General features: G+C 43.2%; 17 protein-coding genes. 6 read left to right on the top strand and 11 right to left on the bottom strand.

Annotated features, from left to right (window positions below):
- Positions 1–29: 29 nt before the first annotated feature.
- From ACXQIQ_RS02185 to ACXQIQ_RS02170, 4 genes are all read right to left on the bottom strand, one after another.
- A complete protein-coding gene (locus tag ACXQIQ_RS02185) occupies positions 30–1364 on the bottom strand; it encodes an aspartate aminotransferase family protein (protein WP_439301954.1) in 1335 nt (444 codons plus the stop codon).
- A 53-nt stretch (positions 1365–1417) separates the two neighbouring features.
- Positions 1418–2830, bottom strand: a complete 1413-nt coding sequence (locus tag ACXQIQ_RS02180; RefSeq protein ID WP_439301955.1) for a YjiH family protein — start codon at positions 2828–2830, stop codon at positions 1418–1420.
- Positions 2831–2896: 66 nt separating this feature from the next.
- A complete protein-coding gene (locus tag ACXQIQ_RS02175) occupies positions 2897–4264 on the bottom strand; it encodes a sigma-54 interaction domain-containing protein (protein ID WP_439300365.1) in 1368 nt (455 codons plus the stop codon).
- 713 nt (positions 4265–4977) lie between these two features.
- Positions 4978–5178, bottom strand: coding sequence for a cold-shock protein (locus ACXQIQ_RS02170; RefSeq protein WP_226549281.1), 201 nt, complete (start codon positions 5176–5178; stop codon positions 4978–4980).
- Between the two features lie 309 nt (positions 5179–5487).
- Between ACXQIQ_RS02170 and ACXQIQ_RS02165 the strand changes: the two genes are divergently transcribed.
- Entirely contained in the window at positions 5488–6141 is a 654-nt protein-coding gene (locus tag ACXQIQ_RS02165) for an SIMPL domain-containing protein (protein ID WP_439300366.1), read from the top strand.
- Positions 6142–6234: 93 nt separating this feature from the next.
- Positions 6235–6474 carry a helix-turn-helix domain-containing protein gene (locus tag ACXQIQ_RS02160; RefSeq protein WP_226549287.1) on the top strand — a complete coding sequence of 80 codons (240 nt, stop codon included), beginning with the start codon at positions 6235–6237 and terminating at the stop codon, positions 6472–6474.
- 10 nt (positions 6475–6484) lie between these two features.
- On the opposite strand, the gene ACXQIQ_RS02155 is transcribed toward ACXQIQ_RS02160, so the two are convergent.
- From ACXQIQ_RS02155 to ACXQIQ_RS02145, 3 genes are all read right to left on the bottom strand, one after another.
- On the bottom strand, positions 6485–6823 hold the full coding sequence (locus ACXQIQ_RS02155) for an Mpo1-like protein (RefSeq protein WP_439300367.1): 339 nt from the start codon (positions 6821–6823) through the stop codon (positions 6485–6487).
- A gap of 17 nt (positions 6824–6840) precedes the next feature.
- Complete coding sequence (locus ACXQIQ_RS02150; RefSeq protein ID WP_439300368.1) at positions 6841–7152, bottom strand: YciI family protein; 312 nt, start codon at positions 7150–7152, stop codon at positions 6841–6843.
- Between the two features lie 74 nt (positions 7153–7226).
- Positions 7227–7496 carry a hypothetical protein gene (locus ACXQIQ_RS02145; protein WP_439300369.1) on the bottom strand — a complete coding sequence of 90 codons (270 nt, stop codon included), beginning with the start codon at positions 7494–7496 and terminating at the stop codon, positions 7227–7229.
- Positions 7497–7579: 83 nt separating this feature from the next.
- On the opposite strand from ACXQIQ_RS02145, the gene ACXQIQ_RS02140 reads away from it, so the two are divergent.
- From ACXQIQ_RS02140 to ACXQIQ_RS02130, 3 genes are all read left to right on the top strand, one after another.
- Positions 7580–8992 carry a cryptochrome/photolyase family protein gene (locus tag ACXQIQ_RS02140; RefSeq protein ID WP_439300370.1) on the top strand — a complete coding sequence of 471 codons (1413 nt, stop codon included), beginning with the start codon at positions 7580–7582 and terminating at the stop codon, positions 8990–8992.
- A 114-nt stretch (positions 8993–9106) separates the two neighbouring features.
- Complete coding sequence (locus ACXQIQ_RS02135) at positions 9107–10438, top strand: cytochrome ubiquinol oxidase subunit I (RefSeq protein ID WP_439300371.1); 1332 nt, start codon at positions 9107–9109, stop codon at positions 10436–10438.
- 11 nt (positions 10439–10449) lie between these two features.
- A complete protein-coding gene (locus ACXQIQ_RS02130; RefSeq protein WP_439300372.1) occupies positions 10450–11472 on the top strand; it encodes a cytochrome d ubiquinol oxidase subunit II in 1023 nt (340 codons plus the stop codon).
- A gap of 36 nt (positions 11473–11508) precedes the next feature.
- On the opposite strand, the gene ACXQIQ_RS02125 is transcribed toward ACXQIQ_RS02130, so the two are convergent.
- The 4 genes from ACXQIQ_RS02125 to ACXQIQ_RS02110 all read right to left on the bottom strand — a co-directional run bounded on the left by ACXQIQ_RS02125 (position 11509) and on the right by ACXQIQ_RS02110 (position 14161).
- Positions 11509–11709, bottom strand: a complete 201-nt coding sequence (locus tag ACXQIQ_RS02125; RefSeq protein WP_439300373.1) for a hypothetical protein — start codon at positions 11707–11709, stop codon at positions 11509–11511.
- Positions 11710–11835: 126 nt separating this feature from the next.
- Positions 11836–12204, bottom strand: coding sequence for a YppE family protein (locus ACXQIQ_RS02120; RefSeq protein WP_439300374.1), 369 nt, complete (start codon positions 12202–12204; stop codon positions 11836–11838).
- A gap of 64 nt (positions 12205–12268) precedes the next feature.
- Positions 12269–12808 carry a MerR family transcriptional regulator gene (locus ACXQIQ_RS02115; RefSeq protein ID WP_439300375.1) on the bottom strand — a complete coding sequence of 180 codons (540 nt, stop codon included), beginning with the start codon at positions 12806–12808 and terminating at the stop codon, positions 12269–12271.
- 345 nt (positions 12809–13153) lie between these two features.
- Positions 13154–14161, bottom strand: a complete 1008-nt coding sequence (locus tag ACXQIQ_RS02110; RefSeq protein ID WP_439300376.1) for a DUF2515 family protein — start codon at positions 14159–14161, stop codon at positions 13154–13156.
- 198 nt (positions 14162–14359) lie between these two features.
- On the opposite strand from ACXQIQ_RS02110, the gene recU reads away from it, so the two are divergent.
- The gene (gene recU, locus ACXQIQ_RS02105) at positions 14360–14980 is read left to right on the top strand and encodes a Holliday junction resolvase RecU (RefSeq protein ID WP_439300377.1); all 621 of its coding nucleotides are present in this window, start codon (positions 14360–14362) and stop codon (positions 14978–14980) included.
- Positions 14981–15027 lie beyond the last annotated feature (47 nt).

The raw sequence follows: 15027 nt of genomic DNA, 5'->3' as shown, positions 1-15027 counted from the left end.
TTAATAGAATGTTCAATCTTATTGATTTTCTAAATGCCGACAGCTACTCTCTTCCGCTCTTCTTTGTACATCGTGATCGCTTCATCTAGCATCCGTAGACCATCATCAATTTGTTCTTTCGTTACGATGAGTGGTGGTACCATCCGGATGACATTCCCTTCATTCCCACACAAGTAATAAAGCACCCCATTTTCCAGTGCGAGATCCAGTATGCGAAGTAAGGCGTCTCCACTCGGCTTATAGGTTTGAGGATCCATGATTTCAATTCCAATCATCAGTCCGACACCCCGTATACTTTGGATCACGTCCTGATGTTTCTGTTGCATCTCTATCAGTCTTTGGACGGCATATTCACCCATGACTTCTGCATTTGCACAAAGTTGTTCTTCTTTCATCACTTCAAGTGTAGCGAGAGCTGCCGAACAGGCAATCGGATTACCTCCAAACGTCGTACCATGACTACCGAGTGGCCATTTTTTCATCAGTTCTTTGGAGGCGACTGTCGCACTCAAAGGTAATCCCGAAGCAATCCCTTTTGCAATCGCCATGATATCCGGGGTGACCCCGAATTTCTGTGCTGCAAACCAATCCCCTGTTCGTCCGAATCCTGTCTGGACCTCATCGAATATGAGGAGAATATCATGTCGATCACAGATTTCCCTTATCTTTCGTAACCATTCAGATGGCGGAATGATATACCCACCTTCTCCTAACACTGGCTCTAAAATGACACATGCCACTTCGTCAGGGGATACTTGATGTCTGAATAGCTTTTCAAAGTCCTTTTCCAATTTAGAAACGACGAAATCGATCGGGTCATCGACTCCCGAAGGGCACTCATCCAAATCAACATATGGAATTTGATAACTCCCCGTCGGGTTGAGGAACTTGCGGTATTTACTCTTAGAAGTCGTTACATTCAGTGCCCCCATCGATCTTCCATGGAAACATCCAGTAAATGAAACGACGAAAGGTCTTTCGGTTACGTGTTTAGCCAGTTTGATCGCACCTTCAATAGCCTCGGTACCGCTGTTTGCAAAAAAGAAGCAATCCAATTTTTCAGGCAGGATCGTTTGGAGGTTTTCTGCAAGTTTTAAAATGGAATCATACATGATGACCCCTGACGGTCCATGAACGAGTGAATCTGCAGCTTCCTTGATCGCTTGTACGACCTTAGGATGCCGATGTCCGGTATTCGTAACGGCGATCCCGGAAGTAAAATCCAAATATCGTTTCCCATCCGCACCGTAATAATAACAACCTTCCTCTTTCACGACAGGAAGATTCGGATGATCTTTCGCCATCGAGGGAGCTAACAAATCGGGCATCTTCTCGAAACGGTGATTCCAATCATAAGTTGACATTGACATAATCTATCCCTCCAAGTTCAATCATTTGTTTAAGGAAATCAAATCGTTTAGAAAAACAATAGGTGTGCCATGAGAACAATGACCGGAAGAGTAATCAGTGTTCGTTGGACGAAAATGATGACAAGTTCCAAAAATGAAATCGGGATTTTCGATTTGATCAATAAAATTCCGATTTCAGACATGTAGATCAGCTGGGTGAGTGATACAGCCGCGATGACGAAACGGGTCAATTCACTTTCAATTCCGCTTCCTAATACGGCAGGTAAAAACATGTCTGCAAAACCGACAATCATTGCAGGAGCTGCTTCTGATGCCTCGGGAATCTGCATCCATTCAAGTAAGGGAATCAATGGATAAGATAAATATGAAAAGAATGGTGTAAACTCAGCAATAATGAGTGAAAGTGTACCAAGCGCCATAACAAGCGGGATAAGACTGAACCAAATATCGAGCACATTTTGTAATCCCTTATGAATCACGATCTTGAAATCTTTCACTTGGCCTGCTTTTTCAACACCTTGATGAATACTCCATTTGAATCGGGATGTAGTCGTTGGTACGGTTTCCGCAATTTGTTTTCCGACCGGCTCATAATACGTATCTTTTTTTCTAGATAACGGAGGGATTCGAGGACAGACGATTGCGGCGATCAATCCGGCAACGACAACTGTCAAATAGAAAGGTACAAACATGTGATCCAAACCGATGAAGCTGATGACCACCAGACTGAATGCAATGGATGTAATCGAAAAGGTCGTCGCTACAACTGCTGCTTCCCTCTTCGTGTAATAGCCTTCCTCATACTGTTTCGTTGTGATGAGGACGCCAACCGTTCCGCTACCCATCCAGGATGCGACTGCATCGATCGATGATCGACCTGGCAATTGGAACAGTGGCTTCATCAATTTCTGGACCATCGTTCCGATGAATTCCATCAATCCGAATTCAAGTAGCAATGGCATTAAAAGACCAGCGAATAAGAACCACGTGGCAAGCACCGGTACAAGTGCGTATAAGACAGTCCCTCCAGTTACATCTGACCATATCCACTCAGGTCCGATCTTGAATAAGGTCATGACTGCAAACAGTAAACCGACTACTCTCATCGAGAACCAAAATGGATGGATGTCGAATAATTCCTTCAAGAATAGATGTGTTTTCAACCAAAGTGGATCTACCATCTTCGCATAAATAACGAGAAGAACAGATAAACCGAATACGATTGTCATGAAGGATGGGATATAGTCGGCAAACCACCCGTTGACTGACTCAGCCAGTATTCCTACTCCAATGGTCACTTTACCTTGAAAGGACACTGGAATCAGAAACAGGAGAAGACCTAACAATGATGGGATGATAAATTTCAAATAAGAGCCTAAAGAATGGCTTCCACTATCAGGTATCGATACAGTGGATGTTTGCTGTAAGTCGACTTGTCTTTTTTTCGCTTCCAACTCGATCACTCCTTTTGCATGGAAAATGTACTTCCTTACTCTTAGGTAATTGCAAGTTTCATGCCAAAAAGGTCACTTTATTTTGTATTTATTTAATTTTCTGACTACTGTAGGTTGGCTGATTCCTAAAGCGGAAGCGATCTTTGTCGTCGTACCATAACGGATCCGTGCCTTTCTCAATATATTTTCTTCTACCTCATCCATGATCGTTTTAAGAGTGCCCTCTGTTTCATCGGAATAAGAAGCTTCCCTCGTCCGGATGGATTCAGGTAAGTACTCTGGGGAAATGACTGTTGTTCCGGACGTGACGACTAATCGTTCAATGACATTCATCAGTTCTCTCACATTACCTTCCCACTCTGCATTCAGCAGCAGACGCATCGCTTCATCATTAATGGTGCGCATCCGGTCATACTTTTCTGAGAAGCGTTTCAAATACATCTCTATGAGAGGCAGAATATCTTCCTGCCGTTCTTTCAATGATGGGATTGTAATAGGAACGACATTCAATCGGAAATAGAGGTCTTTCCGGAACTGTTTCGCATTTACCGCTTCCAACAAATCTTTGTTTGTAGCTGCAATCAATCGGAAGTTGACGAAGCGAGGCCTCGTGCCTCCAACACGGTAGAATTGTTTTTCTTGAATGAGCTTCAACACTTTCACTTGCTGCTCGATCGGTAGTTCTCCGACCTCATCCAGGAAAAGGGTACCCCCTTCTGCCAGTTCCACCAAGCCGACTTTCCCTTTCCGGTTTGCACCTGTAAAGGCACCGGCTTCATACCCGAAAAACTCTGCTTCGAATAACTGATCAGGGATTGAACCACAGTTGACTTCTATGAAAGGCCCTTCTTTCCGGTGGCTTTTTTTATGGATGAATTGGGCCAACATCGACTTTCCTACTCCGGATTCACCTAGTATCAGTACATTTGCATCCACTGAAGCAACCTGGATGGAAGTTTTCAATACTTGTTCCATGCGAGGACTTTTTGATATGATGCCTCCAATTTGATTGAAGCGGTTCCGAAGGATTTCTAATTCGTTTTTGACGCGCTCCATTTCACCTTCGAGATTTTCCATATAATTTTTCATTTCCATAAGTTCCGTTACGTCATGCGAGTAACTGACGACTTTGTAGATTTCACCAGATTCATTGAAGACAGGTACACCCGTTACAAGCAGCTTTTTGTTTTCATTCGTCATTTGAACAAATGTGACTTTCTTCTTTTCTTCTAGAACCAATGGGGTTGCAAGCGGGGAGAAAAGCCCTTCCTGTTCAAGTTCATAAACCGATCTGCCAATCAGATCCTTGGATTTGACCCCATAAATCAATCCAGTTGAGTCACTTACCTTCACAATGACACCGTTCCTATCGGTAACGACAATATCGTCTTGTAGCGAGTCAAGAATCGCCTCAGCTTCATTCCATTTACCTTTCTTCATGTAAAACCCTCCACATGCATGATTAGAGTTATGCAAATATGAATACTTTAACTGTATGTTTCCGAATGAAGATTACTTATGAATACCTGATAGATAAACATTTATTCATAAATGCATCCGTTATTCAATTTTGAATTTTCATACTATTCATCATACATGTGGATGGTTGAAAAGAAAAGAACGGGATCATTATTGAGGAGTGTGAATGAAGGTTCTTCTTCAGATTGGCGGATGAATTTATTTCAGTTATGTAAGTCTGGTCGAATGAAACCGTGAGATGTTCACTCCAACCAGTGATTCATGCTCCTATCTCTAGTGAATAGATCGCTTGCTATAAAGTGACTATATGCCGATCAAAATCAGGCATGTACAACCCGAGACTTGAATGAACAGATAACTCATACAACGAAAGCCCTACCTCTCTTCCGTCCTTACGACTCCTAGGTCGCGCCAGTGTGAATCAGTTATTGCTTAACTCTTACCTTTCTCCTTTCTACTCTTAAAATTTTTCTTGTTAGGAATAATCATTTTGGGAGAATAAATAGAGGGGTTGGTATGCGGCAATGCATACGTAGTTTGGTAAGGAGCATGTGTTCCTCTTTTGTCGAGGAACCTCCATTGATTTGGGTGAAGGCATTTGCGTTAATAAACGCAAAAAGGGTGATGCACAACGTACATCACCCATTAAAGTCTTAGTCAGTTAAAAAACTCAATTAAACTTTTTGTACGTTAGAAGCTTGTGGTCCACGGTCGCCTTCAACGATGTCGAAAGATACGTTTTGACCTTCTTCTAAAGTCTTGAATCCTTCACCTTGGATTGCAGAAAAGTGAACGAATACGTCGTTACCTTCTGAAATTTCGATGAAACCAAAACCTTTTTCTGCGTTAAACCATTTTACTGTACCAGTATTCATATACTGTACCTCCTGAAAATCTTACAAATTTCACTTAAAGTTAAACGTTATACTTTTTGCTGTATTAAAAAATTCGTACCTGCACTGTTGTTAGACAACAATTCCATCATCGTCTACAACATCTTGCAGCTACGACTTCAATCTACCCACTGTCTATATAACTAACTTTATAGCGTTAACCCCACTATAAAACATCTTGGCGGTAATGTCAAACCTACAACAAAAATATTTTTCAATCCTACACATTTCCGCCTCACTCCGGCTCATAGTCTACTATATAGACTTCCCGTTAAGGAAAGGAATGTTTGTATGTATCCTTATCAAACACCTGCAAATCAACTCCTTCACCTATCTCATGTCATGGAAATGTACGGAGAAGGGACAATCAAGGCAGATCCGGACCAGATTTACATGACGATTGGTGTACAGACGGAGAATGAAGATGTCAAACAAGCCACCACAGAGAATGCATACCGTGCAACACAAGTCTTGAAAGCTCTCCAAAATATTGGAGTACCTACCAACCAAATTGAAACGACCGAGTATAATATACAACCCATTTATCAGTATGAAGATGGGAAGTCGAATTTAAAAGGCTTCCGAGTCGAACATCTGTATCGCATACGCCTCAATCAAATGAATATGGCAGGAGAAGTATATGACACTGCCATCCAAGCCGGTGCAAATGTCGCAAGAGGTCTATCTTTCGAGCTATCAAATCCATCTGACTATTATTGTGTCGCTTTACAAAAAGCTTACGAAGACGCTCTTGGAAAAGCTTGTTCTCTTGCTAATGTGATGGGTGTACGTATGACAAAGAACCCTTTGAAAGTCCAGGAACAACCCGCCTCTCGAAATGGCATTCCTTACAAAACCGAACTCCTCCAGGCTGCTACAACACCAATTCAACCTCAACGAGTGACGGTTCAAGCGATTTTGAAAGTATGGTTCTGCTATCAATGAATTTCATATTGTTGTCTGACGAAACCTGTATTAAAATATAGAATGTTGACTATAGTCCGCTGTCATTTTTTCAAATCATTTGGAGGACTTACTATGAAGTTGGAACAAGCGATCGGCCTTGTAATACGTAAACATAGGACTGTAGAAAAAATCTCCCAGTTCAAACTGGCTGAATTAACCGGTTTCGACCGGTCGTTCATCAGCTTGTTGGAACGCGGGAGAAGAGTACCTACAGTCAAAACGATCTTCATCATTTCAGAACATCTGAACATTCCACCTGGACAATTGATTGAAGAAGTTCATCAATTGGTCGAAAGTGAAATCATGGAATAATACGGTCTTCCTAGGAAGCCGTTTTTTCTTTTTTTACGTGCTTTTCGAGTTCTTTTCCAATGTTCCCTGTCAAAATACTGCCGAACATTTGGAAATCAGCACGAAGCGACCAGAACGGATGTCCGAATGTAGCTGGCTTATTCCCCTCAATGAAGAAGTGACTGATCCAGGCAAATGAATAGGCGATGATCGGTGCCGCGAGAAGATACCAGAAGTTCATCGTCAACAGGACAACACCGATACATACGAATACAAAACTAGTCCCTACAAAATGCCAGGCACGAGTTGCTGGCTTGGAATGCTGTTGTAGATAAAACGGCCAAAACTCTTGATAACTTTTGAATTCCATTTTTCAATCATCCCCTCTTATCCATCAATATGTAGCGAGTTCTGCTGCATCAAAGAGACCCGATAAGGATGCAACGATGCGTCCATGATCCCGTTCAACACAGCAGGATCCCCTTCCATCAACTTCATCGCACGCTCATGGGATGACGTGCGAAGAATGACCAGTCCGAGTGTGCCATCCAAACATGGTCCAGCCAGAATAAGTTCTTCTGATTCAAGCAACTTCTCTAAATACTTGTAGTGTTGCTGTAGAATTTCTTCTTCCTCTGGTGTGATTTGATTGATGAAATCTTGCCTTTTAGGCGTCAATTTGTACAAATACTCCTCCATTCCCTCTCCTCCTTCTATTTATATACGTTCTCTGTACGATTCAAAAATCCTCTTTACACACGGTACGTGAAATTTTATTGTTGATGCCAATATTGGGAGATTCCGTGGAGGTCAGAATCGAGCTCCTCTCTTTGTTCTGAAGATACGATGATCGGGATCTGGTCATGTAATGTAATCATGACAGATTCTTCAACACCATGGTTAGCAAGATATCGCTGAAGCCTTTCGAATTGACCTTGAGACAAGACGGACTGGACTTCAATCTGTTTCACCCGCTTCAGTATAAAGTGAGATGACTCGGCATCCCACTCCCCACTCAATAGATTTCCTTCATATTCATCCATAAATTCAACCTCCGCTTATGATTGGACTTTACGTCGTTCTTATCAGTAGAATAAAGACAAATCTTTCAACTAGGGTGGTTCCAATGGATGAGGTTTATGCATTATGGTTCCGAAGGGATTTCCGCCTTCAAGATCACCATGCGCTATATAAATTAGCCGAAGAGCTTACAAAATCAGGTGGGCAATGGTTTGGGTTTTTCATCGTCGATCCGACATTCACTGAAGAAATCGATCTGAGCAACGATTACTTTTTCCAAACAGTCGAGCATTTCCGGATGACCTGTGAAAAAGAGGGAATTCCGATTCATATAATGGAAGGAAAACCGGAAGAACAGATCAAGCATCTGATAGAAAGTGTCGGAAATATCAAAGGGATATATACGAACGAAGACGAATGGGGATATGGAAAAGAACGGGATGATCGGGTAAGAGAGTTATGCGAGGCCTATGATATCGATTTCCACCAGCTTCTCGATTACAATCTTCACGGAAGCTATGACATTAGCAAAAATGACGGCGGACTGTATCAGGTGTTTACACCCTATTACAAAGTCTGGCGCACAATCGATAAACCACAGCCTTATCAAGTTCCGCTCCAGACCTTAAAGGACCATCATCATCTACCTGACAAGATTAGGAGTACGAATTTCGGGAATCTTCTGAAAAGATGTGAAGCGAAATGGGAACGAATGGGTGAAGCCAAGGCTTTCGAAGACGCAGAACAATTCGTGAATGAACGGTTAGGTTCTTATGATGACAAGCGTGACATTCCTTCGAAAGATGCAACAAGCCGCTTATCCTTTTACTTAAGAACAGGTACACTGTCCATCCGGACGCTGTTTTCACTCGTAGAGGAAGAATCCGACTCCGATGCGAAAGAAACTTATGTGAAAGAATTGGCGTGGAGAGATTTCTATAATTGTGTACTCACCCAATATCCTTATGCTAGAAATGAAGAAATACAAGAAAAATACAGAGGAATGGATTGGCGATTCGATCGGAATCTGTTTGAATCCTGGTGTGAGGGGAAAACTGGATTTCCGATTGTCGATGCTGGCATGAGGCAGATGAATTCGATTGGTTGGATGCACAACCGTTTACGAATGATCACCGCTTCCTACCTATCTAAAGATCTGCTAATGGATTGGCGTTATGGAGAACAATATTTCGCTCGTAAATTGATCGATTATGATCCGGCATCCAATATCGGCGGATGGCAATGGGCAGCCTCTGTAGGTACGGATGCTGTGCCTTACTTCCGCATCTTCAACCCGACAACGCAAAGTAAACGGTTTGATCCGGAGGGTGCCTATATCCGGAAGTGGCTTCCAGAATTGAAAGACGTACCGAAAAAATATATCCATGAACCTTGGAAAATGAGCAAGTCTGATCAAGAAGAGTACGGATGTACAATCGGTAAAGATTATCCTGAACCGATCGTTGACCATAAGACACAGCGAGAAAAAGCATTGAAATTATATGGAGAAATGAAATGATCAAGAACTGGCTTTTCACTAGCCGGTTCTTTTTTTCGAATAAATCATTCTTTGTTGTTCAAAATAAGAGCAGTTGACTTACCATTCATTGGCACTTCGAAAGGAAAATTCAAAATGGATGATTTATTGATTGCAAGAACGCTATTCGGAACGACGATGGGTGTACATATCATTTACGCGACTCTTGGGATCGGCATTCCACTCATGATCCTTATTGCAGAGCTGATGTATCAGAAGACGAAGGATCGGGATTATGCGATCATGGCCAACCGATGGACGAAAGGGTTCGCCGTCCTGCTCGGGGTTGCCATCCCTACCGGGACAATCGCAGGTGTCCAATTATCCCTGTTATGGCCAGGGTTCATGGAAGTGGTCGGAAAAGTCATCGCCCTTCCCTTCCAGATCGAAATCTATGCTTTCTTCCTAGAAGCGCTCTTCATGTCCATTTATGTGTATGCTGCTGATCGACTCTCACCTGCAATGCGGATATTAAGTGTGTTTCTCGTTTTCGTAGGAGCGGCTGCCTCTGGAATCCTGATTACGAATGTCCATGCATTCGAAGGCACGCCGGCTGGGTTCCGGATCGAGAATGGAGAATTCGTGGATGTGGATCCATGGGCTGCATTCTTCAATCCCAGCTTTTTTGTAACGGGAGGACACGTCGCAGTCTCCGCGTTCATGACAGGCGCATTCGTCATCGCCTCGATTGCTGCATTTAAAATGTGGAAAGAACGGAAGATCAACAGAGCTTATCGTTTTCATCAGAAAGCGTTGATGCTCGGTCTCGTCGTCGGCGGCATATTTTCAATAGCGACTTCCTTGAACGGACATGAAAGTGCACAACTATTACATGAATATCAACCGGAAAAGTTGGCAGCCGCGGAAGGATTATTTGAAACGCAACGATATGCCCCGCTTGCGATCGGAGGCTTCACAGATCGTGAAACACAAGAAGTGAAATGGGCGATTGAAATCCCCTGGGCGCTCAGCTTCCTTGCAGGTGATCGATTCGACACGGAAGTGAAAGGTTTGAATGACTATCCTGAAGAATTGTGGCCACCGCTTTTCGTCCATACACTATTCAATGCTATGGTCGGTATCGGGACGATGTTGATCTTCCTATCGATGATCGGTTTTGCGATCCGACATATTTTCAAAAAGGAACAGTTCCCCCGTTGGCTTATGGTGCTCTTCATATCTGCTGGACCTCTGTCGATCCTTGCCATTGAATTCGGATGGATTTTTGCTTGTACTGGCCGGCAACCATGGGTCATCTATCGGGTCTTGAAGACGGAAGAAGTCGTGACGACGGCCACTAACCTGGGTACTTTGTTCATCTTTTTCATCATCATCTACATCATCTTGATGGTCGCGACCGTCCTGGTGCTTCGGTATTACTTCCGCAGACATCCTATTGAAAAGGAATTGGACATCGAGAAGAATTAGGAGGGTTTTCAGTGACAGATGCTTTGCTCGCAATCACATTACTTTGGGTATTCGTGTTCATCTATGCAGTCGCTGCCACCATCGACTTCGGTGCAGGGTTCTGGTCGATGATCTATCTCGGGAAACGGCAGATGAGGGCGACGAGAATCGCAAACCGTTACCTTTCACCATCATGGGAAGTGACGAACGTGTTCATCGTACTGATCGTCGTCGCACTCGTCAGTTTCTTTCCTGGTGCAACTTATACGTTGGGCACGGTTTTATTGATTCCAGGCAGTATGGTCATCCTATTGCTCGCTGTCCGGAGTGCCTTCCTCGTCTTCTCCCATACCGCTAAGGAGTATGAGAAGATATTGACATATGTTTCAGGGGTGTCCGGATTCTTGATCCCTGGGCTACTCATACTGATTCTGCCGATTTCCCATGGTGGTTACATCGATGTGATCAATGGAAACGAACAATTGAGCATGATGGCTTTATGGACTAGCTGGAGTACGTACGCCTTTGTCGGGTTTGCGATCTCCAGTACATTGTTTCTGTCTTCGCTTCTTCTCTATGATTATTCCAATGTAGCGAACGACCATGAAGCCTTCGTCATCTATCGTCGGGATGCTCAGCTAATCGGACCGGTAGTCCTATTGTTCGCCTTTTTCATCATGTTGGCGATCAGGACGGAAGCTCCATGGTTATATGAAAACATGATGGAGCGCACTTTCTGGTTAGGCTCGTCGGTGATCGTTTTTCTAATCGGCTACGCTCTATTATGGACGAAACGACAGATGCCGCGTTTTGCAGTCCTTGCTATCGTCATCCAATATTTGCTCGCAAGTTATGCATATGGCACGAGTCATCTTCCGTATATCGTATATCCATCCGTGACGATCGAGTCTGGTTTTACGAATCCGAATATGTTCCGTGCATTGTTCGTCTCTTACATCGTCGGGTTTGCGATCTTGATCCCTGGTTTCATCTATTTCTGGCGCTTGTTCATGAAAGACCGCAGATATATCAAATCTGGAGAGTCGGAATCGTGAACAACAGAAAAGGCTGCCCTCGAAGGCAGCCTTTGTTCATTTACGTTCATTTGACGGTTCAGAGACCTTTTCATCACTTAAGGATTGATGTTCCTGTTCGAACTTGCTCAATTCCTTAGCGGAATGCTTACGGATGAATATCGTTGCGATGATGGCCCCTGCCATGAATATGATCAACATGATGACGGAGGGGATGTACTCTGTCTTATCGTCAGGAAAATAAAGAAACTCCATCATACGCGTCACGCCCTCTCTTTGATTAGCTTCCTACATTATAACAGACATCCCCATGGGGATGTCTGTATAGAGCTATTACAATTTCGTGAATAAACGAATAAGGGCTGATCCGATGAGATCAGCCTCTCACGTTTCGATTTGTTCATCGATCGATTTCAAAATGTACTCGATCGATTTCGTCATCGCAATGAATCGCTTTTCCCTCGTATCCTTCTGGAAAGCTTGAACGGCGACGATCGTCATGTTTTCATGTGTGTCTTTGATTTGAATCGGATACACATACTTCGGCTTCTCTTCAATCGCCCAATTCGTCGCAAGTGGCTTCCATTGATCAGCCAGTTCCTGTACTTCATCCGCAAAAGGCTTCACTTCTCCGTAAAAATCCACTTCATACCCATCTTTCGTCGTCTTTTCGATATATTGTGCATGAGCCTGATCGTTCAAAGACCGCAGACGGACCGTCAGCTCTTTCAATTTTTGATGGTTATTGTCCATGCTTTCACCTCGCTGAATCTATCCTATCAAACGAGGTCGATAAAAGCCATCGATCGAATGCTGTCTACAAGGTGAAAAGGCTGATCAGCCAGTTCCGTTTTTTCGGTTTGATCACCGTCGGATTGAATTCCGTTCTGATTTCATTCGTAGCCGTCACTTGTAATAGGAGCTGCTCTTCCAATACGAGCATCTTCTCTTCCAATTCAGTCAGTTTCGTCGACATCTGATCCATATCCTTACGATGTTGCAGAACCTGGTATGAAAGGACTTCATCCGCTTTTTGTGATACCTTCGACTCCAGCTGGTCCAACTGCCCCTGCAGCTGTTGGAAGCATGCATCCATTTCCTTCAGTGCATTGCCTTTTTTCGGTTGCACTACTTCGATCCCTTTCTCTTCCTGTTGCTTGATGTCGCTCATTTGCAAACCTTGCTGCAGCATGTCCTGTATTTCTTCCAACCGTTCGATATCCTCAGGTCGAAACAGATAATGTCCATGATCGTTCTTCGGGCACGGGATATCGAAATACTTTACCCAGCGTTGAATGGTGGTCGGGTTGACATTCAGCTTCCTGGAAACGACTTTCGTTTTCACCAATCTTTCCATAGTACGGACCTCCCGAAATAATGGTACCGTTACTATTCTAGAGCCTACCTTCCTTCCCCTTCAGGCATGACAAAAGTAGTATCCGTTCGGCAAAGAAAGTGGATTTTCACTAGGAGGACACGGATTCGACAGCAGTTGTCCACTTTTGATTTTTGAATAGATGATGTATGGAATACCATACTAACACTAGGAGGTGACGCATCATGACAAAAAGACGTGGTCCTGTTAAAGAAGAGCAGAAGAAAGCTCAAGAAGAAACACGGACAGGTTATGGAGATAAGAAACTAGAAGGACCGAACCGCCCTTCCACTTAAACATTTCATTCAGGGGGTGACGTGACTCGTGTCATCCTCTTTTCTTGATGAGGTGGCTCTTAACTTTTGCAAGTAGGGATAACTCCATTCGTTTATGTTCGTACCAATCATTCAGATGGATCTGCTTCGGTAGTCTCACTTCCCGGAAGAACGGTTCAACTTTCGGATGGTTCAAAGACCAATCCGAAAAATCGTGCCGCTCATGTCGGATAATTGGATATACCATCCTGAGGATCGACCGATGATCCGTCCGTGGATTTTGTGACAGATAACGTTCATAATCATTTCTTGCTCCAGTCGGTTCGGTTTGCAAGGCGAATGTTTCAAATCGCTCTTGATAAGCAGGATTCGATAGGATTTGTAGGAGCTTTTTTCCGACATTGATCCGTTTATTCAACTTCTTGAATCCATAAACCGATATTCCGAATAAGTCCCCTTCTAATGTCGGAAATAGAACCGTACTGAAATGAAAGCGTTCTTGAAGCCAGAAAGGCAATGTTGAAAAAACGCCCTTCCGATATTCAGGATGTTCCAGGACGGGGTGTTGAATCAGGTTCTGTTCATTGATGATAAGCGCAATATCGATCCTGCCATGATCTTGTTCCTGCCAGAAACGATTCCACTCCAATTCCATAAAAGCGGAAACCTTCCATTCCTTGAGCAGGTAAAAAAGCGGACGACGGGCATTTTTAGAAGCTTCATAAACAAGCAATTGAGGATAGGCATCCGAGAAGATGAGCCAATTGGCACGTTCATATGTATAGAAGATCGATCGTCGTGCATTTGGAGTCAGCATTTGCCTGTATTCTTTCAGATGGAGATCGACCATGTTCCACCCTGCATTACGAGACACCATACTGGCAAGGAAAGACCATAAGATTTCTCGATTACGGAAGTAGAAATCTTGATAAGCTTTCGTCCGAGATATATTATCGACATTCATCTTTTCGATCTGTTTGTTGATCTGTGTAACGAGGGCGACTTCAGAGTCTGTCAATTTCGTATGTTGTCTCTGTTTCAGAACCGTATCCAGACTCATTTCATTCCCTCCATTTACAAACATCCGTTCGTTTAAATGTGTGATCTTACTCGACATTCACTATAAATATGGTATATTTTTATACATGTATACTGAAAGGATGATGGACAAACATCCGTTACAGCATGAAACCATTTTACTTTTATTTCGTCTAGAATGTTATAATCCATTTCATGTTGTGAAAGGAAGGTGGCTTATTTGGACTTTCGTTATCCGAATCGTAAGTCTACCGTATCCATTCAACGACCGGTAAGGCAAAACTCAAAAGGGAAACAACCGGATCGTTCTTATGCGAACAGAGGTATGACTTTTGAAGAGGATATCAACCATTCCAATGACTATTATTTGCAGACCGGCAAGTCTGTTATTCACAAAAAACCGACTCCAGTCCAGATCGTTTCCGTCGACTATCCGAAACGGAGTGCGGCGGTAATCAAGGAGGCTTATTTCAAGCAACCCTCCACGACAGACTACAATGGCGTCTATAAAGGAAAATACATCGATTTTGAAGCGAAAGAAACACGGAATAAAACGTCCTTTCCATTGACGAATTTCCACCAACACCAGATCGATCATATGAAACAAGTGATCGGCCAGGAAGGGATTTCATTTATCCTCGTGCGATTCAAATCGACACAGGAAGTATACTATTTGGATTCATCACATTTATTTCATTTCTGGGACGAGCAATTTACAGGTGGACGGAAATCGATTCCGAAAACGTACTTTGAAGAAAATGGACATCCGATCCAACTAGGTCTCAATCCAAGAATCGATTATTTGAAAATCATCGATCAATTGTTTTTCCTTGACGATTGAAGGGTAATAAACCATTTGTTCGATTCGAATGTTATTACGTTAGGTAC

The organism is Pseudalkalibacillus sp. Hm43 (genome assembly GCF_054170705.1).
Note: the sequence above shows the minus strand (reverse complement) of the source record. Positions and strands in the feature narration are given on the sequence as shown.